23 protein-coding genes are annotated in these 20,561 nt (G+C 68.1%); 10 read left to right on the forward strand and 13 right to left on the reverse strand.

Features of this window, described 5'->3' with window-relative positions; all coding sequences use genetic code 11:
* Window positions 1-2 precede the first annotated feature (2 nt).
* Genes eno through G578_RS0100535 form a run of 4 tightly spaced genes read right to left on the reverse strand, consistent with a single transcriptional unit; the run spans window position 3 to window position 3,788 of the window.
* On the reverse strand, window positions 3-1,292 hold the full coding sequence (gene eno, locus G578_RS0100520; protein ID WP_028792590.1) for a phosphopyruvate hydratase: 1,290 nt from the start codon (window positions 1,290-1,292) through the stop codon (window positions 3-5).
* A complete protein-coding gene (locus G578_RS0100525) occupies window positions 1,289-2,314 on the reverse strand; it encodes a phosphotransferase family protein (protein WP_028792591.1) in 1,026 nt (341 codons plus the stop codon). Before G578_RS0100525 ends, eno begins: the two co-directional genes overlap by 4 nt.
* Window positions 2,311-2,802, reverse strand: a complete 492-nt coding sequence (locus tag G578_RS0100530; protein ID WP_028792592.1) for a GNAT family N-acetyltransferase — start codon at window positions 2,800-2,802, stop codon at window positions 2,311-2,313. Before G578_RS0100530 ends, G578_RS0100525 begins: the two co-directional genes overlap by 4 nt.
* On the reverse strand, window positions 2,799-3,788 hold the full coding sequence (locus tag G578_RS0100535; RefSeq protein ID WP_028792593.1) for an iron-containing alcohol dehydrogenase: 990 nt from the start codon (window positions 3,786-3,788) through the stop codon (window positions 2,799-2,801). Before G578_RS0100535 ends, G578_RS0100530 begins: the two co-directional genes overlap by 4 nt.
* Window positions 3,789-3,889: 101 nt before the next feature.
* Between G578_RS0100535 and G578_RS29305 the strand changes: the two genes are divergently transcribed.
* Entirely contained in the window at window positions 3,890-4,099 is a 210-nt protein-coding gene (locus G578_RS29305) for a hypothetical protein (RefSeq protein ID WP_139189424.1), read from the forward strand.
* Window positions 4,100-4,242: 143 nt separating this feature from the next.
* On the opposite strand, the gene G578_RS0100545 is transcribed toward G578_RS29305, so the two are convergent.
* Together G578_RS0100545 and G578_RS0100550 are read right to left on the reverse strand one after the other, a co-directional pair.
* Window positions 4,243-4,716: a helix-turn-helix domain-containing protein gene (locus G578_RS0100545; protein ID WP_028792594.1), complete on the reverse strand. Its 474-nt coding sequence runs from the start codon at window positions 4,714-4,716 to the stop codon at window positions 4,243-4,245.
* A 433-nt stretch (window positions 4,717-5,149) separates the two neighbouring features.
* Window positions 5,150-6,127 carry a fatty acid desaturase gene (locus G578_RS0100550; protein ID WP_084618584.1) on the reverse strand — a complete coding sequence of 326 codons (978 nt, stop codon included), beginning with the start codon at window positions 6,125-6,127 and terminating at the stop codon, window positions 5,150-5,152.
* Window positions 6,128-6,221: 94 nt separating this feature from the next.
* On the opposite strand from G578_RS0100550, the gene G578_RS0100555 reads away from it, so the two are divergent.
* Both G578_RS0100555 and G578_RS0100560 read left to right on the forward strand, forming a co-directional pair.
* Window positions 6,222-7,106: a helix-turn-helix domain-containing protein gene (locus G578_RS0100555; protein WP_028792596.1), complete on the forward strand. Its 885-nt coding sequence runs from the start codon at window positions 6,222-6,224 to the stop codon at window positions 7,104-7,106.
* Window positions 7,103-7,912, forward strand: coding sequence for a phosphate/phosphite/phosphonate ABC transporter substrate-binding protein (locus tag G578_RS0100560; protein ID WP_028792597.1), 810 nt, complete (start codon window positions 7,103-7,105; stop codon window positions 7,910-7,912). The genes G578_RS0100555 and G578_RS0100560 overlap by 4 nt, the downstream gene beginning before the upstream one ends.
* Before the next feature lie 3 nt (window positions 7,913-7,915).
* Here G578_RS0100560 and G578_RS23985 read toward each other — a convergent pair whose 3' ends face one another.
* Window positions 7,916-9,097: an iron-containing alcohol dehydrogenase gene (locus tag G578_RS23985; RefSeq protein WP_051243429.1), complete on the reverse strand. Its 1,182-nt coding sequence runs from the start codon at window positions 9,095-9,097 to the stop codon at window positions 7,916-7,918.
* A gap of 128 nt (window positions 9,098-9,225) precedes the next feature.
* Here G578_RS23985 and G578_RS0100570 point away from each other — a divergent pair, with 128 nt between their 5' ends.
* Together G578_RS0100570 and G578_RS0100575 are read left to right on the forward strand one after the other, a co-directional pair.
* The gene (locus G578_RS0100570; protein ID WP_028792598.1) at window positions 9,226-10,332 is read left to right on the forward strand and encodes a mandelate racemase/muconate lactonizing enzyme family protein; all 1,107 of its coding nucleotides are present in this window, start codon (window positions 9,226-9,228) and stop codon (window positions 10,330-10,332) included.
* An 80-nt stretch (window positions 10,333-10,412) separates the two neighbouring features.
* Window positions 10,413-10,970 (forward strand): DUF2061 domain-containing protein, encoded by a 558-nt coding sequence (locus tag G578_RS0100575; RefSeq protein WP_028792599.1) that lies wholly within the window; start codon window positions 10,413-10,415, stop codon window positions 10,968-10,970.
* A gap of 5 nt (window positions 10,971-10,975) precedes the next feature.
* Here G578_RS0100575 and G578_RS23990 read toward each other — a convergent pair whose 3' ends face one another.
* On the reverse strand, window positions 10,976-11,785 hold the full coding sequence (locus G578_RS23990) for a fatty acid desaturase (protein WP_051243432.1): 810 nt from the start codon (window positions 11,783-11,785) through the stop codon (window positions 10,976-10,978).
* Between the two features lie 504 nt (window positions 11,786-12,289).
* Between G578_RS23990 and G578_RS0100585 the strand changes: the two genes are divergently transcribed.
* A complete protein-coding gene (locus tag G578_RS0100585) occupies window positions 12,290-12,814 on the forward strand; it encodes a hypothetical protein (RefSeq protein ID WP_028792600.1) in 525 nt (174 codons plus the stop codon).
* Between the two features lie 635 nt (window positions 12,815-13,449).
* Here G578_RS0100585 and G578_RS0100590 read toward each other — a convergent pair.
* Both G578_RS0100590 and G578_RS0100595 read right to left on the reverse strand, forming a co-directional pair.
* Entirely contained in the window at window positions 13,450-14,202 is a 753-nt protein-coding gene (locus G578_RS0100590; RefSeq protein WP_028792601.1) for a hypothetical protein, read from the reverse strand.
* Window positions 14,203-14,316: 114 nt separating this feature from the next.
* Window positions 14,317-15,279, reverse strand: coding sequence for a glutathione S-transferase family protein (locus G578_RS0100595; RefSeq protein WP_028792602.1), 963 nt, complete (start codon window positions 15,277-15,279; stop codon window positions 14,317-14,319).
* Window positions 15,280-15,387: 108 nt separating this feature from the next.
* Here G578_RS0100595 and G578_RS0100600 point away from each other — a divergent pair, with 108 nt between their 5' ends.
* Window positions 15,388-16,059: a Fe2+-dependent dioxygenase gene (locus tag G578_RS0100600; protein ID WP_028792603.1), complete on the forward strand. Its 672-nt coding sequence runs from the start codon at window positions 15,388-15,390 to the stop codon at window positions 16,057-16,059.
* A 106-nt stretch (window positions 16,060-16,165) separates the two neighbouring features.
* Window positions 16,166-17,041 carry a lysophospholipid acyltransferase family protein gene (locus tag G578_RS23995; RefSeq protein ID WP_084618586.1) on the forward strand — a complete coding sequence of 292 codons (876 nt, stop codon included), beginning with the start codon at window positions 16,166-16,168 and terminating at the stop codon, window positions 17,039-17,041.
* A 13-nt stretch (window positions 17,042-17,054) separates the two neighbouring features.
* Here the strand turns inward: G578_RS23995 and G578_RS0100610 are convergent, their stop codons facing one another.
* From G578_RS0100610 to G578_RS0100620, 3 genes are all read right to left on the reverse strand, one after another.
* Complete coding sequence (locus tag G578_RS0100610; protein WP_028792604.1) at window positions 17,055-17,663, reverse strand: NUDIX domain-containing protein; 609 nt, start codon at window positions 17,661-17,663, stop codon at window positions 17,055-17,057.
* A 106-nt stretch (window positions 17,664-17,769) separates the two neighbouring features.
* The gene (locus tag G578_RS0100615; protein WP_245565532.1) at window positions 17,770-18,249 is read right to left on the reverse strand and encodes a PadR family transcriptional regulator; all 480 of its coding nucleotides are present in this window, start codon (window positions 18,247-18,249) and stop codon (window positions 17,770-17,772) included.
* Window positions 18,250-18,448: 199 nt separating this feature from the next.
* A complete protein-coding gene (locus tag G578_RS0100620; protein WP_245565533.1) occupies window positions 18,449-19,084 on the reverse strand; it encodes a YceI family protein in 636 nt (211 codons plus the stop codon).
* Window positions 19,085-19,192: 108 nt separating this feature from the next.
* On the opposite strand from G578_RS0100620, the gene G578_RS0100625 reads away from it, so the two are divergent.
* Window positions 19,193-20,149: an MDR/zinc-dependent alcohol dehydrogenase-like family protein gene (locus G578_RS0100625; protein WP_028792607.1), complete on the forward strand. Its 957-nt coding sequence runs from the start codon at window positions 19,193-19,195 to the stop codon at window positions 20,147-20,149.
* 10 nt (window positions 20,150-20,159) lie between these two features.
* Entirely contained in the window at window positions 20,160-20,558 is a 399-nt protein-coding gene (locus G578_RS0100630; protein WP_028792608.1) for a 6-pyruvoyl trahydropterin synthase family protein, read from the forward strand.
* Window positions 20,559-20,561: the final 3 nt, after the last annotated feature.

A 20,561-nucleotide genomic window follows, 5' to 3' on the forward strand; every position in this document is an offset into this window, starting at 1 on the left:
CCTTACTTGCGTCCCCAGGGGTAGGCAGTGCGTGGCGGCAAGGCGGTGCCTGTCGGCACCTGTTCGGCCAGCCGCAGGCCCTCGTTCCATTTCGCCATGCGCTCCGATCGGGTGAAAGACCCGACCTTGAGCTGAGGAATGCCCCAGCCCACGCCGAGATGGACGATGGTGACGTCCTCGGTCTCACCGGACCGGGCGGAGACGATGGCACCCCAGCCCTTGGCCCGTGCGGTTTCCAGGGCCTCGTGGGTCTCGCTCAGAGTGCCGATCTGGTTCGGCTTGATCAGCGCGGTGTTGCCGGCACCCAGCGCGGCGCACTGGGCGATGCGCGGGGCGTTGGTGGTCACCAGGTCGTCGCCGACGACCTGCACGCCTGCAGGTGCCGCCCTGGTGAAGCGGGCGAAGGCCTCCTCGTCGTCCTCCCCCAGCGGGTCCTCGATGGAGACGACCGGGTATTTGGCGAGCCAGCCGAGCAGTATCTCGCTCAGCCCGTCGCTGTCGATCTCGCGGCCGTCGCGCGCCAGGGTGTAGCGACCGCCGGTGCCGAAATCGGAGGCCGCGATGTCCAGCGCGATGGCGACGTCGTCGCCCGGCGCGTGGCCCGAGGCCTCGATGGCGCGCAGCAGGCAGTCCAGCGCCTCCTCGTTGCTGTCGAAGGCCGGCCAGAACCCGCCCTCGTCGGCCACGCCCTGCAGCTTGCCGGCATCGGCGAGAATCCTGCCCGCCGCCCGGTAGACATCGGCCGTCCAGTCCAGGGCGGTGGGATAGTCCGACGCGCCGACGGCGATGACCATGAAGTCCTGTACGTCGACCCGACGCGCGGCATGGGCGCCGCCGCCGAGGATCTGGATCTCCGGCAGCGGCAGCGGGCCGGGCTCCCCCTCCCCCGCCAGATGGCGCCACAGCGGCAGACCGGCCGAGGCGGCGGCCGCATGGGCCAGCGCCATGGAGGTGGCGATGATCGCGTTGCCGCCGAGCCGCGACTTGTCGCCGGTGCCGTCCAACTCGACCAGGCCACGGTCGATTCCGGCCTGATCGTCGACCGGGCGGCCTTTCAGCGCCTTGGCGATCTCGCCATTCACCGAGGCGACCGCGCCGCGCACGTCGAGGCCACCGAACGCCGAACCGCCATCGCGCCGGTCCAGCGCCTCACCGGATCCGGTGGAGGCTCCCGCCGGGGCGATCGCCCTGCCCATGGCGCCGGAGGTCGTGCGGATCTCCACCTCCACGGTCGGGCGCCCCCGGCTGTCCCAGACCCGTCGGCCGATCACCGCGTCGATCGTATCGCTCATATCCCTGCGCCTTCCGCATTCACCCGTTTCGCCCAATCCGTCCGCAGTGCCTCAAGCGTCGCCGGCGGGGTCTTCAGCCAGCCGATCGCCGTCTCGCGCACCAGCGCCTTGTCCGTCTCTTCCGTCAGGTATTCCGCCGGCGACTTGCCGTCGACCCGCGCCAGGAACAGACCCGGCAGCAGGCTCGCCACCCGCGCCTCCAGGACGGCCGCATCCTCCCAATCGACCCGGGTGAGATAGGCCGCACTCATTCGCTCGAAGCAGCGCAGGTACCCGGCCGCCTTGCCCGGCACCCACAGACATTTCAGCAGCAGGTGGTTCAGGCAGAACGCCAGGTCGAAGGCTGGATCGCCCCACCAGGCGCATTCCGCGTCGAGGAACAGCGGGCCGGTCGGGCCGACCTGGATGTTCTTCGGACTGACATCGCCATGCACCAGGCAGCGCTTGGTGGCGGCCGTACGGGCGACCAGCGCGGCCAGTTCCGCCGCCACCTCGGGTCGGGTGCGGCCGGCGGCCTCCAGATAGGGCTCCAGCCGGATCGCGTGGAAGATGCTGTCGGTCGGAAAGCGCTCGGCCAGTTCCGGGCGTGCAGCGGTCGCGGCATGGATCCGGCCCAGCCGGTCGCCGACCGCATGGGCCACCGCCGGGTCGGCCACTCCCGCCGCCAGATCCGCCTTCCACAGCCGGTGGTCCGACGGGTCGAGCCAGGCCATGGCGAACAGCCCGGCCTCGGGATCGTGGCCGAGGATCTCCGGCACCGCTTCGGGCACAGCCTGTGCCACCGTCTCGAACCAGGCGACCTCGTATTCGTTGCGAATCACCGGCGCGCGCCAGTCGGCGGCGACCTTGAGCTTGGCCAGCGCCCGCTTGACGCAGAACGGCCCGCGCGCCGCATCCACCCGCCAGATATCCGAAGCCACGCCGCCAGTCAGCGGGGTCAGCACCGGCCGTTCGTCGGGGCCGATCAGGCCGAGGCCGCGCAGCGCGGCGACGACCTCCTCAGGGGCGTCCGGCGCGCTCACGTCGCGAGCTCCCGGGCCATGAGCTGGACCTGTTTGCTGCCGACTTGCTGGGTACCGACGGGCCGGAAGCCGAGCCGCTCGTGGAAGCGCACAGAACCGGGATTGGGCGGGTCCAGGTTCACCTCGCAGGTCAGCCGCGGCACGCCGAGCCGACGGCCGGCCCCGGCGAAATCCTCATACAGCACCGCGCCCAGTCCCTTGCCCCGCTGGGATTCCGACACCACCACCCGATCGACATACAGGAAGCTGTCATAGGTGCGCTCGAACCAGCGGTAATTCAGGCTGTCATAGACCCGGCCCGGGCGCAGGGCGATCAGCACCGCCTGCGGGTCGCCCAGAGGCCCGACCACCCGGAACAGGTCCGCCTGGGCCGCAAAATCGGCGAAGTCGGCGACCGTCAGGGCATTCACCGCCGGCACGGCGGCATTGTTCAGGAGAACCAGCGCCTCGTAGTCGCCGGGCTCGGCATCGCGGATATCTTGCGTCATTCAGATCGACGGCCGCGCGCCGCCCCTCCCCGTCCGCCACGGCGTCTGCGCGCCGGTATGTCTCGTCCCAGCATCACCAGCACGCCGGAAATGTCCACCGGTAGAGTGGCCGGATCGAGGTGGGCGAGGCCGTCCAGGGGAAGGCAGTCCAGCCCCGCCCTCCCCGTCCCGTCCGGGTCCAGGGCGCGCGAGAGGAATGAGAGGGTCGACTCAGGGCCGCCGACACCCCGCAGGACGGCCGCGAGGGTCGGCCCGGGCGGCAGCTCCCCGGCCACCTCGGCGAAGGCGGCGAAGGCGCGGGCCGGGCCGAGGCGCCGTTCCAGCAGTCCGGCCACCGTCAGGGCGATCTCCGGCACATCCTCGGGCCCGGCGGCAATCAGCCGCTCCGCAGCCTCGGCATCCCCCGCATCGAGCGCCAGCGCCACCACCGGGGCGCGGAGACCGTCGCCGCCCGACAGCGGACACCAGACGGCTGCGCCCGGGCGCAGGAGGGGGTCGCGAATGAGAAACGGACAGCCCCGGTCGTCTATCAGAACGCGCGCGCCGCCGAGCGCCGCCAGCCCGGTCGGGTCCGTCGCGACGGCAAGACAGGAGGCGACGCCGCGGGGATCAACCGCCGACGGATCGGCGGCCAGATCCGGCAGCGGATGGCGCTGCCCCGCCATGAAGGCGGCAAGGGTCGCCAGGTCGACCGCCGCCCCGCCGCCGATTGCGACCATCGCGTCGCACTGATCGAAATGATAGGCCGCGACCGCTTCCGCCACGGCGGCGACCGACGGGCCGCCCGGATGCTCGAAGGCGAAGACCGCCAGGCCGGCTGTTTCCAGGTGCGGGATCAGAGCCTCCGGGCGGCCGCCGGGCCCATGCACCAGCAGCAGGCGCCGAAGCCCGCGCGGGGCGGCCCAGGACCGGACCGCCTCTCCGGCGGCATGGCCGAGTTGAAGGGCGACCACACCGCCCCAGATCACCCGCGCGCCCGTCGTCATCCGTCACCCCGATCCGGCTGTTCCGGCATCCGCCCTTCAAATGCGGCTCATCCTGCTGTATTGTAAGGCAGTTATCACGTCGGTTTCAGGAGCGACACGGTATGGCGATTTCGGGCGCAGCAGCAGCGAGTGCGACACTGTCGGTGTCCGGCGTGCGCGCGGCGAACGAGCAGGTGCGCGTGCTGGGTCAGGGCCTGTCGTCCCTGCTCGCCGTCGCCGAGCAGATCGCCGATCAGGTTCCCAATTCCGCCGCCACCCCGGCGGTGCCGGTGGATGCCGGCCGCGGCCAGAACGTCGACGTCTCCGCCTGACCTTCTGCTCGACCTGACATCCTGCCGGCACGCCGGCCCAACCCCTTATCTCCGCCTCAGGATCGGCCTGACGCCATGCGCGCAAACCAAAAGCGCGCCGGCAAGCGGCGCGCTTTGTAGACGATTTCCGGGGATGGAGAGGCTTACTTCTCTTCCGGCAGCGCGGTCGCGACCGACTTCACCATTTCGGTGATGCGCTTGCGCAGGTTCGGATTCTTGATCGAGTAGTAGGCGCGCACCAGCTCCAGGGTCTCGCGGCGGGCCATCGGGTCCGTCGGGTTCTCCTCGTACTCGTCGCGCGGCTGGCCGGACTTCATGCGGCGCGGGGAGTGCGCCATCGTGTCGTCGGACATGTCGTCGAAGAAGAAGCTGACCGGCACGTCGAGGATCTGGGCGATATCCCAAAGCCGGGACGAGCTGATCCGGTTGCTGCCGCGCTCGTACTTCTGAACCTGCTGGAAGGTGATGTTGAGCGCTTCGCCGAGCTGCTCCTGGCTCATCCCCAGCAACGTGCGACGCAGCCGCACACGGCGACCGACATGCACGTCGATCGGGTTGTTGTTCGTGATCTGATAGTTGGGATCATCACGACGCTTATCTACTTTGGCTTTAGCCATGGAGCTACTTCAACCTCCTTACTTCGAGACGGAGGTGTGCGCGACCGTCCGTCTCACTAAAAGTGCAGTATGGGTTTCGCACTACCTCGCTGACAAGGCAATACACGTTTATCGGGTTTGCGACGGCCACACGCGTGAGGCGAACTGATCGGAATGGAGGAACGTCCTTCCCGCTCGGTACTCCTGGTGACATAGGCTGTCGGGTTCACCCATTCGTATATCCCTCGATTGCAGGAGCGACAACAAACTTGAAACCACGTTCATCCAAGTTCGGGGCGTTCCACGGATATACGTTGTATTACATTGATTTGTTTATAACTCGTTAATGGCGAAATAAAATGAATTTCACATAAATTAACCATTTTGTCGCATGCATTTGCCTACGAAAACAACGACTTCTCCCCGGCCTATAATCTCCAGGGTTGAGTTTCCGTTACCGGCACCGGGGGTGAATCGGGTGATCCCGGGGTGTAAAAAGATAGCGCCCTGCCATTTTGGCGTATGAGTCGAAGCTGTAGCCGCCATTACGGGCGAGAATCCCCCCACGGCCATCGCGGAAAACACGGCGCAGCAGATACCACGGCAATCCGGGCCGCTCATGATGCAGGGCGTGCAGATTGTTCGACAGGAAAAGCAGGTCGAACGCCCCGCCGGCCTCGACGATGACGCTCCGCTGGGCCGGAATCGGGTCGGGGCGGTGCTCTGCGAAGCTGCGGACCAGCATGAGACCGGTCGCCGGCCACGCGACGAGGAGCGCATAACCCCAGAGCGGGATCCCGACGACCGACAGACAGGCCACCATCGCCGCAAGCTGTGCTGCATGCCCCGCAAGCGCGAAAAGGCGACGACCGGCCAACAGGTCGCGACCATCGGTCACAAAGGACAGTACCGCCACCCACAGGGGGCCGAGCACCACGCGGCCGGCCAGACTGTTCATCGCCAGGCGCAGTCCCCGCTCCACCCGGCCCGCCCGCTGCCAGCGCGCGGCGGTGACGTACCAGCTCTCCGGATCGTCCAGCGGATCGGTCAGCCGCTCGTCGATGTGATGGGCGAGATGGCTGTCGCGGTACCGGTCGAAGGGCACGAAGCCCAGCAGCGGTGGGCCGGCGATCAGCCGGTTCACCCAGGCCCAGGGGGTCGGATGGCCGTGGATCACCTCATGCTGCAGCGACGCCTGCCAGGCCGCGCACCAGGCCAGAACCGGCGTCGCCGTCCACCACGGGATCCAACCCGCCGACACCACGCCAAGCGCGGCGGCCATCGGCAGATACACACACAAGGCAACCCAGACGGTCGGCCATTCCACCCGATCCGGCAGGCGGACCCGGCGGCGGTGAGCGGCAACAGGAAGAGGAGCGACAGCAGGCCCGTGGCCGGTGCCGTCGGCGGCAACGCGATGTACTTGATCCATGGCGCGACCCTATCGACAACCCCGATGTTGCCGCAATTGAGCCAATGCGAAACTAATGTTGACAAAGCGCCACTTAGGAAACGATGTTTATTAAATGCAACACTCTCTTCAACCGGCCGATAAGCGCGATGTCGCCCGCCTGTTCCGCGAGCGGCTGGAGGCGGCAATGGACCGCGCCGGCCTGTCGCGCTCGGCGGTGGCCAAGCGCATCGGGGTCGACCGCTCGACCCTGTCCCAGATCCTCTCGGACGAGGGTGTGCGCCTGCCCCGTGCCGACACGGTCGCCGCCCTGGCGGTGACGCTGCAGGTGTCGCTGGACTGGCTGCTCGGCCTCGCCGAGGAGGGACAGTTCACCGCCGACATCATGGAACGCTCGCCGGAGATCAGCCCGCACAACCGAACCGTCGCCGACGAGAACCTGCTGCGCTGGCACGCGGAGGCGGCCGGCTACAAGATCCGCTACGTTCCGACCAGCCTGCCCGACCAGGTGAAGATCCCCGAGGTGATCGCCTACGAGTATCAGGAGACCGGCGGCTCGATGGCCGACCAGGCGATGCGCCGCTCCCGCGACCGGCTCGACTATGTCCGTCAGCCGGAAACCGATGTGGAGATATGCACCTCCATACAGTCGATGCTGGACTTTGCCGACGGCACCGGCGTGTGGCGCGACCTGCCGCCGGACATGCGCCGCCGCCAGCTCATCCATATCGCCGATCTGGTCGACGAGCTCTATCCGAGCGTGCGCTGGTTCCTGTTCGACGGGGTGCGCGACTACGCCATTCCGGTCACCATCTTCGGACCGAAGCGGGCGGCGATCTACGCCGGAGACATGTATATCGTCTTCACCACGACCGAGCACATCCGGGTCCTCACCCGGCGCTTCGACGACCTGATCCGCCACGCCGTGGTCCATGCCCATGAGATCCCGGCCTATATGCGCACGCTGATCGACCGGATCGACAAAGGACTGGCCGCATGACCGCCATCGCCGCCCTCACCATGTACGACCTGCCGGAACTTCAGGCCGCGACCAATGCCTGGTGGACGGCGATCGCCGGACACCTGCGCCGGGCCGGGCTCGACGACGTGCCGCAGGAGCTGACCCGCGGCCGGCCGGTGGATGTGAACTGGCGCGACCCCGCCCTGCTGCTGACCCAGACCTGCGGCTATCCGCTGACCCATGGCCATGCCGACGACCTGAGCGCCATCGCCGTACCGGACTACCGCGCCGAGGGATGCGGCGGAGGGCTGTACCGCAGCGCCTTCGTGGTGCGCGCGGACGATCCGGCGAGGGGCCTGGAGGATCTGCGCGGCCGCCGGGTCGCCGCCAACGGCCCGGACAGCCAGTCCGGCTGCAACGCCCTGCGCGCCGCGGTTGCCGAGATCGCCGTCGGCAACCGGTTCTTCAGCGACGTCACCTGGAGCGGGGCCCACCGCCTGAGCCTTGCCGCCGTGCGCGAGGGCAAGGCCGACATCGCCGCGATCGACGGCGTCACCTTCGCGCTGGTCGGCGACGCCGCCCCGCGGGAGGTCGCCGGATTGCGGGTGCTGGCCTGGAGTGCCGCCACCCCCGCCCTACCCTATGCGGTGCGCAGGAACCTGGACGGCGACACCCGCGCCCGCGTCACCGACGCACTGCTGGCGGCGTCGGCAGATCCCGAGAGTGAAGCCGCCCGCGACACCCTGCGGATCGCCGGCCTGCAACCGGTCGCGGATGCCGACTACGCGGTCATGGTGGCCATGCGCGAGGCGGCGGAGGCGCGCGGCTACCCGCTGCTCGCCTGAGCCCTATTCCGCGTCCAGGATCGCCCGGGCGAGATCCAGCAGTTCCGCGTCGTCCGGTCGGATCGCGTTGTTGTCGATCATCGGCCGGTTCTCCGCCGCCAGGGCGACCGTGACCAGCCGGGGGGCGTCCCTGCCGCTCAACCCCTTATCGGCCAGCGACACCGGCAGGCCGACCGAGCGCAGGAGCGTCTCGAACCGGTCGGCCCCGGCAGCCGCATGTTCGGACTCGTCGCCGGTCAGGCGCGGATCGACGCCGAGCGCCGTGGCGATCGGGGCGTACAGGTCCGGCCGCCGCAGCGCCGACCATGGCAGCGTCACCCGCATGGCCAGGGCCACCGCCCGGCCGTGATGGACATGCGCCAGGGTCCCGAGCGCATGGCCGTAGGCATGGGCGATGCCGGTGCCGCAGGCGTCGATCGCCACCCCCGCCAGCGCCGAGCCGAGCGCCATGCGACCGCGCGCCTCCACATCTCCCGGCGTGGTCACCGCCCGCTCAAGGTTCTGCGCCACCAGGGCCACCGCCTGCAGCGCCATGCCCGCCACAACCGGGGTCGAGCGCACATGGGTATACGCCTCGATGGCATGCACCAGGGCGTCGAGCCCGGTCGCCGCCGTCAGCGGTCCCGGCAGGCCCAGGGTCATGGACGGGTCGAGGATCGACAGATCCGCCTTCAGCGTGCTGCCCCAGGCCCAGACCTTGCGGCCGCCGTCGAGCCCATAGACCGACGTTCGGGTCATCTCCGCCCCGGTGCCCGAGGTGGTGGGGATCAGGATCTTGCGGATCGCCCGGGTCGGCAGCGGATTGGCCATGACGGCATAGGATTCCGCCGACGCGTCGGCCACCGCGACCGAGGCGGCCAGCTTGGCGACATCCAGGGCCGAGCCGCCGCCGATGCCGAGCACGAGATCCGCCTTGTGGCTGCGCGCCTGGCGCGACGCCGCGTCGATCGACGCCGCCGAGGGATCGCTCTCGACCTCGTCGAACCGCTCCACCGCCATCCCGGCGGCCGCGAGGCGGCGCGCCGCCGCGTCCGGTATGCCGGTGGCGGCGACGCCGGGATCGGTGACGATCAGCACCCGCGCGGCCGCACCGCACAGGGCCGCCACATCGTCCGGCAGGGCATCGACCCGGTCGAGCCCGTAGCTCATGGCCGGGCTGGGCTCATGGGTGAAGGCGGACAGCATGGGGCGTCTCCGTCTGGAAGGGTGGCCGCAAGGGTTTCAGACTTGCGTTTCAGTTTCGCGTCGAAAAGCGCCACCGGGGGTCGCATTCGCCGTTGACGGGTGCAACGCGAAAGTCCCCACTGCGCTCCATGAAAATCGAGCGCATCGACATTACCCACCACCGCCTGCCCCTGGATCCGCCGTTCCGGGCGAGCTGGGACACACGCCCCCGCACCGAGTTCGACGCCACCGTGGTGCGGGTCGTCACCGACGAGGGTCTGGTGGGAATCGGGTCGGGCGACACCATGCTCGGCTTCGAGCGGCATGCGGCGCTGTTCGTCGGACAGAACCCGCTCGACCTCGACCGGCACAACCGGGTGCTGGACAACCTCGCCTTCCATTACAGCCGCTACTGGCCCCTGGATCTCGCCCTGTGGGATCTGGCCGGCAAGATCCTCGGCCAGCCGGTCTGGCGCCTTACGGGCGGGCGCTCCGACCGCACCCGGCTCTATGCCTCCTCCGGCACCCTGCGCGGCCCGCAGGAGATGGCGGACGCCGCGCTGTCCTTCCTGGAGGCAGGCTTCCCGGCGATGAAGATCCGCTTCCACCGCGGCGACTGGCGCGACGACATCAAGGCGCTGGAGGCGGTGCGCGGCGCGGTCGGCGACCGGCTGACCCTGATGGTCGACTGCAACCAGGGTTGGCGCATGCCCTGGGACACCGAGCGGCCCTGGTCGCTGAAGGATGCGCTGGCCGTCGCCCGCGAATTGGAGACGCTCGACATCTACTGGATGGAGGAGCCGCTGCACCGGGCCGACTATGCCGGCATGGCCGCCCTGCGCGACGCCGTCGACATCCGCATCGCCGGCGGCGAGATGAACCGCGAGGTGTTCGAGTTCGATACGATCATCGAGCGGCGCTGCCTGGACGTGCTGCAGCCGGACGCGGCCCTGACCGGCGGCATCGGCGGGCTGAAGCGGATCGCCGAGGCCGCCGTCGCCGCCAACCTGGTCTTCACCCCGCATACCTGGTCGAACGGCCTGGGCGTGGCGGCCAATGCCCATCTGGCCTGCGGGGCCGGCAACCCGCCGTTCCTGGAGTTCCCGTTCGACCCGCCGGAATGGTCGGCCGAGCGGCGCGACTACATGCTGAGCGAGACCCTGACCTACGAGGATGGCTGGATGGTTCTGGGCGAGGCCCCGGGCCTCGGCGTGGCGCTGGACGAGGATCGCCTGGCGAAAACCCGCATCGGATAGGGGTCGGCCGACGACGGGCGGTCGGCACCTTGCTATAGTCTCCCGAGGGGACGAACCATGCTTTCCGGGGGATAGCCGCGATGACGCTGATCGGATCGGCCACGGGACGCTGTCTGCTGTTTGCGGCGGTGCTGACGCTCTGGTCCGCCATGCCGGCACATGCCCAGCAGGCCCCCACGCAAGCACCGGCCATGCTGCCCTCCGCCGCCGTCGAGCGGGAAACCGGCGAAGACCTGCCGCTGTGGCGGCGCACCCTGTACAAGACCCTGACCTATCAGGCGGCCGCCAATGCCGCCGACGTGCTGGTCTTCGACCTGCTGGTCGGGGCGTCGGCCGCCACCACGACCGGGTTCTTCGTCGTCAACGCGGCGACGGCGGCGGCGGCCTATTACGGCTTCGAATACGCCTGGCAGAATCTCGGGCCGACCCTGGACGAGACCACCGAGCAGACCATCGTCGAGAAGACCATCCTCTACCGCTTCATCGGCGTCGGCCGGAACTTCACCCTGGGCTACCTGTACGGCGGCGGAGCGGTGACCGCCGGCGCCTTCGCCGGGCTGAACATCGTCTACGACACCAGCATCTTCCTGACCAACGAGTATGTCTGGGACATCCTGCGCCCCGAACGGACGCCCTGACCGGATTACAGCGGTTCCGCCGTACCGTTCCTGAGCGCCGCGATGCGTTCGCCGTGGAACGGCAGATAGCCCGCCGCCTCGACCTTCCGCGACCCCTGCATCGCCGCGCCATAGGCCGGCAGGGCGTGGAACGGGATGCCGGGATTGGCGTGGTGCTCGGCGTGATAGGGCATGTTCCAGGCGAGCCAGCGGATCGGCGCGATGCTGACCACCGAGCGGGTATTGGCCCACATGTCCTTCACCGAGGGGCAACCCCAATGCTCCGACAGCAGATAGGCGCGCAGGAACGGCTGGCCCAGCAGCGCCGGGCCGATCCACAGCACCAGCACCGGCCGCGGATCGGTCAGCGCCGAAATGACGGCGATGGCGGCATACAGCGCCAGATAGACCCGCGCCTCGACGATCGAGCGGGCACGCGACCGGCTGTCGAGGAACGCCCCCGGCGTATGCCCGAAGGCGCGGCCGACCAGTCCCTTGACCATCCGGTACCAGTATTCCAGCCCTGTCAGCATATAGAGATACCCGAGGAAGGTGGTCGGCTTCGGGCTCGCCAACTCGGGATCGCGCTCCGGATCCTGGGTGAAGCGGTGATGCGCCATGTGGAAGGCGGTGAACCAGCGCGGCGGCAGCAGCAGCAGGAAGCCGCAGACCTCCGCCACCGCCTTGTTGATCCAGACGGTCTTGAACGCGGTGCGGTGAACGCATTCATGCAGCGGCGGGAACAGGAAGGACAGCAGCACGCCGTGCGCGAGCATCGCCGCCACCAGCGGGCCGCCCTGGAGGGTCAGACACAACGCACCGGTTGCGGCCAGCATCGCCCCCTGCAAGGCCAGGTGCCAAAGGCCGGGAGCATCCCTTCTGGCTGTAAGGGTACGGACGGGTGGGACATCCCTTTGATCTTTCGGGGTTTCCGGCATTCGACTTTGTTCCCGATCTGAATTTTTTGCGTCGCGGCATGGAAAAGGCCTTGCAAAGCATATCCCAGCCGATCATATTTTGCAGTGCAGCATGACTGCCCAACATGCTGTGAATACTTCTTGGGCGTTTCCTCCCTTAACTCGGGCCGCGCTTGTCGCGGCCCCTTTTTTTGCCCGCGGCATGCCGGCGGACGGGCGCCAGACGGGCCGAGCCAGATTGGCCGAGGCGGAGTTTTCCGTCCAGTGCGGCAGCGCTTGCCGGGTGCTCCCCCGGCAAATCCTACCCGCGGCATAATTCTAGCTTTGAATTTTCATATATTTCAACGTGTTACACCGTGGCGACCCTTGGCCCGGCACTTGCGTTGCCTCTCCCGAACACAATCCAGCTGCGGGAGAGGCAGAATGCGCGATATCGATCCGATCCATTTCGAGGCTTCCAACGACGGGGCGGTCGCCCTTGGGGTGGCCCATGCCAGGCACGTGCCGATGATGAGTGCGGTGAGTCTGTGCGGCCGCGCCGCCGGCCCGGTCCAGCTCGACACCGTCTTCGGCGTCGCCAACGAGAACGTGCCCACCGCAGAAGGGCTTCTGTTCAACCAGCTTCCGATGGCCATCCGCGGCGCCATCGACGAATGGGCGCTGCATCTCTCGGCCCGGCCCTGGCGCTTCCGCCGCGAGGCCATGACCCATTTCGCCCGGGTCTTCGCCGATCAGTTCCGCCAGCACATGGACGAGATGACCGACGAGGAGTTCGAGAGCCTGAAGGAGGTCGGCTTCACCTGCCTGCTGGAGCGCATGGATAACGGCGCCCGCATCGGCGACCTGCACCAGGCCCGGATCTATCTGGACAGCGTCCACGACCATCACCGCGAGGCGGCCCGCCGCTTCCTGAACAGCCAGGCGCCGCGCGCCCTGCACCAGGCCTGAGACCGCGACTGACCCGAACCGTTTCCTTCGCCGTCGGGAGGGCTCCGGCCCAAGACGGCACTCTCTCTCCCCTCACCTCGCCCGCTCCCTCACCGGAGCGGGCTTTTTTCTTTGTTGGGGTGTGAGGCTCTGCCGAGGGGGGATGCCACAATGCCGGCATGGCAGGAGGCAGCTTTCGGCTCCTCCCGTCTTCCTGACGCATGTCAGGGTCAGGATTCCGACGTCGAGATCCGGTGCGCCTGGATCCCGACGCACGTCAGGATTACCGAGGGGCAATGGGAACCCAGCGATCGGCGCGCGTTGCCCATTGGGGGGGCCGCTGAAACAGGCCCCGACAAAACATCCCCCTGTTCCCGTCTTCCCAGCCTTGCGCCGGGATCCAGGAAAGGGGCAGCGTCAGCTTCAGTGATCAGGCCCCAGGGTTCCATCGCGCCGACGTCTGGATCCCGGCGCAAGGCTGGGAAGACGAAGAGTAAGGGCGGGTCGAGGGGACGCCCGTCCTACAAAGCCCCCTCACAACGAAACCCTCCCTAAAAAGAAAGAGAGCCGCCCGCAGGCGGCCCTCGATACTCGGGGTAGGCAATGTGGCTCTTCGCGTCAGGCCCCAGGAGCGTGTGCCCCGGGGGTGCTGTCCCTCAGCGCCGAACCGTTCCGGAGACGGAGATGTCTCCGGCCTCGATCGCGGACTTCAGAATGTCGAGCCCGCGAGCAAGCTCTTCATAGGTCTCACGGTAGCGGGTCAGTTCGCTCACTTCCGCCTCCATGACGCCGGATTTCGACTTGTTGCCGATATCCAGCAGCTTGGCGAGATAGCGCCCCTTGATCCGGGCCGCGTGGCGGACCACGCCTTCCACCTCGCTCTGGTTCACTTCCATGACAACGTCCGAGACCGCCCTTCGGTTCTCTTCAGCGGCAAATCTGTCCAGTTCGCGCACGTACTGGGCGGCATTCACACGGCCGCCGGGCACGGCGTCATGCAGCCAGTTGGCCCGCTGCGCCGGCTTCTGAGCGGACTTCTGACCGCCCTGCCGGGCCGCCATGCGCTGCTGCGCGGGAGCCGCCTGCCGGGCCGTGGGAGCCGCCTGGGCCGGTGTCGCCTGGGCCGGGGTCGCCTGACTTGGAGCCGGCTGAGCTGCCTTCGCCCGGGTCGGCTGAGCCGCGGCCGACCCGCGGCCGTCGCGCACCGCCGTGATCGGGTTGCGCCGGGCCGCGTCTTCCTTGGCGACCAGCCCCCGCCCGGTGGCGTTGGTGTTCGCCGGACCGGCCAGCGCGGGGCCGGAGGCCGCCCGCGGGGCCGCCTTGACCTTGGTCTCGTCCGCGAACGGATCCCAGTTGCCGATGCTGTCGGCGGTCTCGAGGCCCTTCTTCAGTGCGGCGGCAAGCGACATTCTGTTCTCCCTTGGCTCGACCGGCGGAAAACCGCCAGTCCGTGTATCGCCAAGACCAAAGCAAGAGCCGTGCCGTTTTAGCGAACCCGCCGAGTCGCGGGGCCGACGTGTCTTCTAGGCTGCCGCTTTCAGCCGGTCCCGATCGTGCGGGGCGGTAAAATCGATCCGCGGCCCCTTCGGCACGATCCCCGTCGGGTTCACCGTGCGGTGGCTGCCGTAATAGTGCGACTTGATGTGGTCGAGATGCACCGTGGCCGCGACCCCGGGCCACTGGTAGAGCTCGCGGGTATAGGCCCAGAGATTGGGGAAATCGACGACCCGGTGGCGGTTGCACTTGAAGTGGCCGTGATAGACCGGATCGAAGCGCAGCAGCGTCGGCAGCAGGCGCCAGTCGGCCTCGGTCACCCGCTCGCCCAGCAGGTAGCGGCGGGTGCTCAGCCGCTCTTCCAGCCAGTCCATCGTATCGAACAGCCCGTCGAACGCCTCCTCGTAGGCCTTCTGCCTGGTGGCGAAGCCGGTGCGGTAGACCCCGTTGTTCACGGTCTCGTAGACGCGCTCGTTGACCGCGTCGATCTCCTCGGCAAGGTCCGACGGGTAATAATCGCCCGGTTTGGCGCCGACGCCGTCGAACTCGCTGTTGAACATGCGGATGATCTCGGCCGACTCGTTATTGACGATCGTGCCTTCCTTCTTGTCCCAGAGCGCCGGGACCGTGACCTTGCCGGTGTATTTCGGATCGGCCCGGGTATAGACCTGATGCAGGTATTCCGCGCCGTGCAGGGTGTCGGGATGCTCCTCGGAGAACTGCCAGCCGTTTTCCAGCATCAGCGGATCGACCACGGTCACGCCGATCATGCTCTCCAGGCCCTTGAGCTTGCGGAAGATCAGCGTGCGGTGGGCCCAGGGGCAGGCATAGGAAACGTACAGATGGTATCGGCCGGACTCCGGTCGGAAGCGCGCATCGGGTTCGTCGCGGATCCAGTCGCGAAAGGCGCTTTCCTTGCGCTTGAAGTTTCCGTCCTCAGTGGCGCCGCGCACGTCGCCGGACTGCCAGACGCCGTCGACAAGCTGTCCCATAAAATCCTCGTTGGCTTTAGTCCTCGCCACAGAGTGGCTTGATCGAAAGGCCAAGGTGGGGTGGATTGCGCGGTAATCAACACCAAACGGGTCAATCGGGAGACGGCTATGGTTGCGGTGATCGACGGTCTGCTCACCAAGGAGCAGGTGCAGACCATCGCCAAGCGCCTGTTCAGCGCGAAGTTCGCGGACGGGTCCATGAGCGGCGGTCCGCTGGGCAAGGAGATCAAGAAGAACACCCAGGTGGCGCCGAACAGCCCGGAGTATCGGGAACTCGCCGATTTCGTGCTGTCGATCATCAAGCAGAACGAAACGGTCGCGATCAATGCCATCCCGCGCCGGATCCTGCCGCCGATCTTCGCCTCCTACACCGAGGGGCACCGCTACGGCGACCATGTGGACGCCGCCCTGATGGGACAGTGGCCCGGGATGCGCACCGACCTGTCGATAACGATCTTCCTGAACGAACCCGGCGCCTATGAGGGCGGCGAGCTGGTGCTGGTCACCGATTTCGGCGAGCAGGTCTACAAGGGCAAGGCGGGCGACGCGGTGCTGTACCCGACCCATTACCGCCACCGGGTGAACCCGGTCACCAAAGGTCGGCGCATGGCGATCGTCACCTGGATGGAGAGCATGGTGCGCGATCCGGCCAGGCGCGAGATCATCGGCGACCTGGCCGCCGTCATGGAGCGGCTGGTCGCCACCAAGGGCGACGAGGAGCTGATGCTGCGGGTCGAGAAGGCCCGGCTGAACCTGCTGCGCATGTGGGCCGACAGCTGAGCCCTGCCCCCGGGTGAACCGTCCGGCCGCGATCCTTGACCCGGAGCGTGCCGTCGGGCGACCATTCACCCTTATCGCCCAACGAGAAGCCCCGACCGGAAGTGCCATGGTCAAAGGCCCGACGACCGCCCTGCTGAGACGCCTGAGACCCGCACGCGCGGCCGAGCCTCCAGAGCTGCCCTATTTCTCCTACGCGTCGGCGGAACACCCATTTCTCAAACGTTTGGTGATCCAGGCGGTGGAGAAGATGACCGGCCAGCCGCGGGTGAAGCGGTTATATCTCGAGCACCGCATGAACCCGGTGCCGGACGAGGATTTCTGGTCGGCCGCGGTGCGCAAGCTGGAGCTCAACCTGGTCTACGACCGGGCGAAATGGGAGGCGGTGCCGAAGGACGGGCCGCTGGTGATCGTCGCCAACCATCCGTTCGGCGTTCTTGACGGGATTGTGATCAGCTACCTCACCTCGCGCATCCGGCCGCGCTTCAAGGTGCTGACCAACTCGGTGCTGTTCCGCGCGCCGGAGGTTCAGCCCTTCCTACTGCCGATCGACTTCGCGGAGAGCCGCGAGGCGCTGGCGACCAATATCGAGACGCGCAAGCTCGCCCTGCAGGAACTCTCCGAGGGCGGCGCCGTCGTGGTGTTCCCGGGCGGCACCGTCTCCACCGCGCCATCCGCCTTCGGCCGGGCGGTCGATCCGGACTGGAAGCCGTTCACCTCCAAGCTGATCGTCTCGGCCAAGGCCAGCGTCGTGCCGGTGTATTTCGAGGGTCAGAACAGCAAGCTGTTCCAGTTCGCCAGCAATGTCAGCCAGACCTTCCGCGAGGCGCTGCTGTTCAAGGAGGTGGCAAACAAGATCGGCACCGACATGGGACTGACCATCGGCGACACGATCCCGTTCGAGCATCTGGCCCATCTGAAGGACCGGCGGCTGCTGATCGACCACCTGCGCTCGATCACCTACGATCTCAGGGTTCCCCGGTAGTCCGGTATACGGGTCAGCCCGCCGCGTCGTAGCCGAGCGCCCGGGCCACGGGAGCCGGCAGGCCCCCGCGCCGTCCCAGGATATCGACCTTCATGAGCATGACCTGGGAGAAGGCGTCGCGGATCTCGCCGTTCAGCGCCATCTCCAGCACGTCGCCGAAGGGCAGGCGCCGGATCTCCAGCTTCTCGTTGTCGTCCGGGTCCGACGCGCCGGGGGTGACGTCCCAGGCGAGAAACCCGAAGCCGATCTCGTCCGTCACCGCGTTGGAGAAGTCGAGCTGCAGCAGTTCCCACCAGCCGGCGGCGCTCAGCCCCGTTTCCTCCTTGAGCTCGCGCCGGGCGGAGTCCAGCGGCGGCACCGCCATGCTGCCGCCGCCTTCCGGCAGCTCCCAGGAGTAGTAATCGCGGGGAAAACGGTGCTGGCCGACCAGCCAGACATGCCCCTCGGCATCGACCGGCACGACCCCGACGGCGAAGGACTTGACCTCGCAGACGCCGTAGAGGCCGGGATTGCCGCCCGGATCGGTCACGTCATGTTCGCTCACACCGATCCATGGGTTGTCATAGACCCGCCGGCTGGCGTTCACGATCCACGGTCCGCGCCGTGTCGGCGTCTCGGTCATCGGGCGGGTTCCTTCCCGGAGAGGCGATATCCGCAGCCTCGCGGCTGCGAGGCACCGGATCAAGCCCTGCCTCTGCGGGTTGCGGGCGGCAGGAGGCGGATGGCGGTCAGCTCTGCTCGACCGCCAGGGCGGCGGCGTCCAGGGCGGCGGCGACGGTGCGGGCCTGCTCCTCGCTCAGGGAGCCGCGGCCCATGCGCAGCCGCATCGCCAGCTTCAGGTTCTCCATGGCCCGCACCACCTGAGGGTCGGGGCCGCGCCCAGCCTCGGCGGCGAAGGCGTCCATCCGGGCCATGGCGGCATCGGTGGCGGGGCGATTGCCCTCCAGGAAGGCCGTCCCCTCTTCGGTGATGGCGTAGCGCTTCTTGCCGACGTCCTCGGTCACCGTGGCGTGGCCAAGTTCCTCCAGCAGGGTCAGGGTCGGGTAGATGCCCCCCGGGCTCGGCGTGTAGGTGCCGGCGACCCGGTCCTCGATCTCCTTGATGATCTCGTAGCCGTGGCGCGGCTGCTCGGCGATCAGGGCGAGGACGACGTAGCGCAGTTCGCCGTGGTCGAACAACCGGCCGGACCTGCGCCCGCCCCGATGCACGCCCCGGCCTCGTGCCGGGGTAACGCAGGGGGTGCCGCGATCGCGACAGAAAATCCGCCGCCCTGTCGGTTTAAGGGTTCGCCCCGGCACAAGGCCGGGGAGTGTTTAGAGGCTGGGGAGTACGTAGAGGCCCAGGGAGCGTGTAGAGCTTGAGGCTGAGAGAGACGGAGGTAGTCGAAGTGCGGCCGGATACGCCCCCCTACTCCTGCCGGATCGCCTCGAACTCCAGCACGATATCGACCTCGTCGCCGACCATGTCGCCCTCCAGCGCGTAGGTCATGCCGAAATCGGAGCGCTTGATCGAGGTTCGGGCGGAGATGCCGATGGCGTAGTGCTTGTCGCCGAAGGGATAGCGCCCGCTGCGGTTCCAGGTCACGTCCAGCACAACCGGCTGGGTCACGCCGCGGATCGTCAGGTCGCCGAACACCTTGCCGGTCCGCTCGCCCGTCGGCTCGGCACCGGTCCCGGTGAAGCGGATCTCCGGATGCTCGCCGACCCACAGGAAGTCCTTCTTGCGCAGATGATCGTCGCGGGCGGCATGGTCTGAGGTCACGCTGGCCGCCTGGATCTCGGCGGTGACATCGCTGAGGGTACGGGCCTCCTCATCGAAGGTGAAGGACCCGGCCACCTCCAGGAACCGGCCGAGCACGTCGGCGAAGCCCAGATGGCGGACCGAGAAGGCGACGGCGGTATGCTCGGGGTCGATCACGTACTCGTAGGGTTCCGCCCGTACGAGGCCCGGCGTCAGACACAGAGCCGCGGCCAGCAGCGGCACGGCGGCCACCCTGCCCAGGCACGCGGGGATACGGGTCATCGCGGGGATGTGAGTCGGCATCGTCCATTCCTCCTTCCAGCTCGCCCCGCCCCGGGCTAGTACGGGGCAACCTAGTACGGCGAACCGGACCGGCAACGGGGCACCGGTCAACAACCGCGTGAGGCGAGCATGGCGCAGGCCCGAGCATTCTGGGTCGTCCGGCCGGGACAGGGCGAAATCCGCCAGGAGGCGCTGACCCCCGCAGGGCCGGGCGAGGTCGCGGTGCGCACGCTTTTTTCCGGAGTCAGCCGGGGCACCGAGACCCTGGTCTTCGGTGGCCGGGTGCCTGAAAGCCAGCACGCCGCCATGCGCTGTCCGTTTCAGGCCGGCGGGTTTCCCGGACCGGTGAAATACGGCTACTGCGCCGTCGGAGCCCTGGAGGACGGGCGAACCGTGTTCTGCCTGCATCCACACCAGGACCGTTTCGTCGTTCCGGCCGACATGGTGCGCCCGGTTCCCGCGGAGGTTCCTGCGGCCCGCGCCGTGCTCGCCGCCAATATGGAGACCGCGCTGAACGCGCTCTGGGATTCCGGCATCGCGCCCGGCGACCGGGTGGCGGTGGTCGGTCTCGGCGTGGTCGGCCTGCTGATCGCCTATCTGGCGGCGCGCGTGCCCGGCGTCGACCTGGTCGGCATCGATCCGAAGCCGACACGGGCCGGCGTCGCCGAGCGTCTCGGCATCCCGTTCACCGCGCGGGCGCCGGATGGGATCGACGCCGATCTGGTGGTCCATGCCAGCGGCACGCCGGACGGGTTGGCCACCGCGCTCCGCCTCGCCGGGATGGAGGCGACGGTGCTGGAGGCGAGCTGGCACGGCAGCCAGCCGGTCCCGCTGGCCCTGGGCGAGGCGTTCCACAGCCGCCGCCTGGTTCTGCGCTCCACCCAGGTCGGCATGGTGGCACCGTCGCACCGGCCGCGCTGGGACTACGCCCGGCGTCTGGACAAGGCCCTGGCCCTGCTGGCCGACCCGGCACTCGACTGCCTAATCGACGGCGAGAGCGCGTTCGACGCCCTGCCGGCGACCATGGCCGCCCTTGCCGATGGCAGCCTGCCCGCCCTATGTCATCGCATCCGCTACGAGGATTGAAGGAGTTCGCATGTTCACCGTCACCGTACGCGACCACGTCATGATCGCGCACTCCTTCAAGGGCGACCTGTTCGGCCCGGCCCAGCGCCTGCACGGCGCCACCTATGTGGTCGATCTGCGGATCAATGCCGAAACCCTGGACGCCAACGGCGTGGTGGTCGATATCGGCGCCGCCCATGCCGCCCTGTCCGACACGCTACAGCCCTGGGCCTATCGGAACCTGGACGAGTTGGAGGAGTTCGCCGGTGTGAACACCACTACCGAGTTTCTGGCCAAGACCGCCTTCGACAGGATCGCCGCGGTGGCGCGGTCCGGAGGATTGGGCCGCCCGGGCAACGAACTCGCCTCGCTGGAGGTGGTGTTCAACGAATCCCACGTCGCCTCGGCCGGCTATCACGGCACGCTCTGAGCC

It is taken from the genome of Thalassobaculum salexigens DSM 19539 (assembly GCF_000423805.1).
GTDB classification, from domain to species: Bacteria; Pseudomonadota; Alphaproteobacteria; order Thalassobaculales; family Thalassobaculaceae; genus Thalassobaculum; species Thalassobaculum litoreum.

Excerpts from the sequence above, each read along its gene's own strand:
- G578_RS0100620 (WP_245565533.1), bottom strand. The coding sequence starts at position 19,084 with ATGCCGACTCACATCCCCGCGATGACCCGTATCCCCGCGTGCCTGGGC.
- G578_RS0100625 (WP_028792607.1), top strand. The coding sequence starts at position 19,193 with ATGGCGCAGGCCCGAGCATTCTGGGTCGTCCGGCCGGGACAGGGCGAA.
- G578_RS0100590 (WP_028792601.1), bottom strand. The coding sequence starts at position 14,202 with ATGTCGCTTGCCGCCGCACTGAAGAAGGGCCTCGAGACCGCCGACAGC.
- G578_RS0100560 (WP_028792597.1), top strand. The coding sequence starts at position 7,103 with ATGACCGCCATCGCCGCCCTCACCATGTACGACCTGCCGGAACTTCAG.
- eno (WP_028792590.1), bottom strand. The coding sequence starts at position 1,292 with ATGAGCGATACGATCGACGCGGTGATCGGCCGACGGGTCTGGGACAGC.
- G578_RS29305 (WP_139189424.1), top strand. The coding sequence starts at position 3,890 with ATGGCGATTTCGGGCGCAGCAGCAGCGAGTGCGACACTGTCGGTGTCC.
- G578_RS0100610 (WP_028792604.1), bottom strand. The coding sequence starts at position 17,663 with ATGACCGAGACGCCGACACGGCGCGGACCGTGGATCGTGAACGCCAGC.
- G578_RS0100570 (WP_028792598.1), top strand. The coding sequence starts at position 9,226 with ATGAAAATCGAGCGCATCGACATTACCCACCACCGCCTGCCCCTGGAT.
- G578_RS0100535 (WP_028792593.1), bottom strand. The coding sequence starts at position 3,788 with ATGACGACGGGCGCGCGGGTGATCTGGGGCGGTGTGGTCGCCCTTCAA.
- G578_RS23990 (WP_051243432.1), bottom strand. The coding sequence starts at position 11,785 with ATGCTGGCCGCAACCGGTGCGTTGTGTCTGACCCTCCAGGGCGGCCCG.
- G578_RS0100545 (WP_028792594.1), bottom strand. The coding sequence starts at position 4,716 with ATGGCTAAAGCCAAAGTAGATAAGCGTCGTGATGATCCCAACTATCAG.
- G578_RS0100530 (WP_028792592.1), bottom strand. The coding sequence starts at position 2,802 with ATGACGCAAGATATCCGCGATGCCGAGCCCGGCGACTACGAGGCGCTG.
- G578_RS0100555 (WP_028792596.1), top strand. The coding sequence starts at position 6,222 with ATGCAACACTCTCTTCAACCGGCCGATAAGCGCGATGTCGCCCGCCTG.
- G578_RS0100585 (WP_028792600.1), top strand. The coding sequence starts at position 12,290 with ATGCGCGATATCGATCCGATCCATTTCGAGGCTTCCAACGACGGGGCG.
- G578_RS23995 (WP_084618586.1), top strand. The coding sequence starts at position 16,166 with ATGGTCAAAGGCCCGACGACCGCCCTGCTGAGACGCCTGAGACCCGCA.
- G578_RS0100595 (WP_028792602.1), bottom strand. The coding sequence starts at position 15,279 with ATGGGACAGCTTGTCGACGGCGTCTGGCAGTCCGGCGACGTGCGCGGC.
- G578_RS23985 (WP_051243429.1), bottom strand. The coding sequence starts at position 9,097 with ATGCTGTCCGCCTTCACCCATGAGCCCAGCCCGGCCATGAGCTACGGG.
- G578_RS0100630 (WP_028792608.1), top strand. The coding sequence starts at position 20,160 with ATGTTCACCGTCACCGTACGCGACCACGTCATGATCGCGCACTCCTTC.
- G578_RS0100550 (WP_084618584.1), bottom strand. The coding sequence starts at position 6,127 with ATGGATCAAGTACATCGCGTTGCCGCCGACGGCACCGGCCACGGGCCT.
- G578_RS0100600 (WP_028792603.1), top strand. The coding sequence starts at position 15,388 with ATGGTTGCGGTGATCGACGGTCTGCTCACCAAGGAGCAGGTGCAGACC.
- G578_RS0100575 (WP_028792599.1), top strand. The coding sequence starts at position 10,413 with ATGACGCTGATCGGATCGGCCACGGGACGCTGTCTGCTGTTTGCGGCG.